Below are 501 nucleotides of genomic sequence, written 5' to 3'. Positions count from 1 at the left end.
AATCACAAATGATGATAAGTATGGTAAAGCATGGCAAGCTGTAATCTTCAACACTTATGCTTACTCTGACATTGATGCTCATGATAAGTTCTTCCGTGTTGACCGTACCTCAGACAACCCTTGGACTGATGGTATCGCATACGATTACAACTACTTCTCTGATGCAGATTATCCAAACGGATTGCCAGACCCTGTTCTGACTCGTGATAAGACTACAGGCTACATTGGAGCATCTTGTGTAGCTGGTATGCAACAACATACAATGGAACAGCAAGCAGTTTGGTACAAAGTGAATGGTGATTCTGTAATCTCCACAGAAGCTGGTGGTTCAACAGCTGATGGACGTTCAGTTGCTTTAACAGTGGATGTTAAGTTAACTAACAGTAAGCAAGAATCCACTGACAATGCAGACAAGTACACCTACTCTGTTGAACCTTCTGCTGGTGGTGCTTACCCACATGACATTCCTTTGAAGAAGTTTACTCGTTCTGTACGAGATGA

The 501-nt window shown here is 42.3% G+C and carries 1 protein-coding gene; it reads left to right on the top strand.

What is annotated here, in order from left to right:
* Positions 1–501: hypothetical protein (locus N1032_RS28190; protein ID WP_259544060.1), on the top strand; the 501-nt coding region annotated here is incomplete at both ends.

Source organism: Herbiconiux daphne, from assembly GCF_024979295.1.
Lineage (GTDB): Bacteria > Actinomycetota > Actinomycetes > Actinomycetales > Microbacteriaceae > Herbiconiux > Herbiconiux daphnes.
The sequence above is the reverse complement of the archived record's forward strand: the minus strand, read 5'-3'. Positions and strand labels throughout refer to the sequence as shown.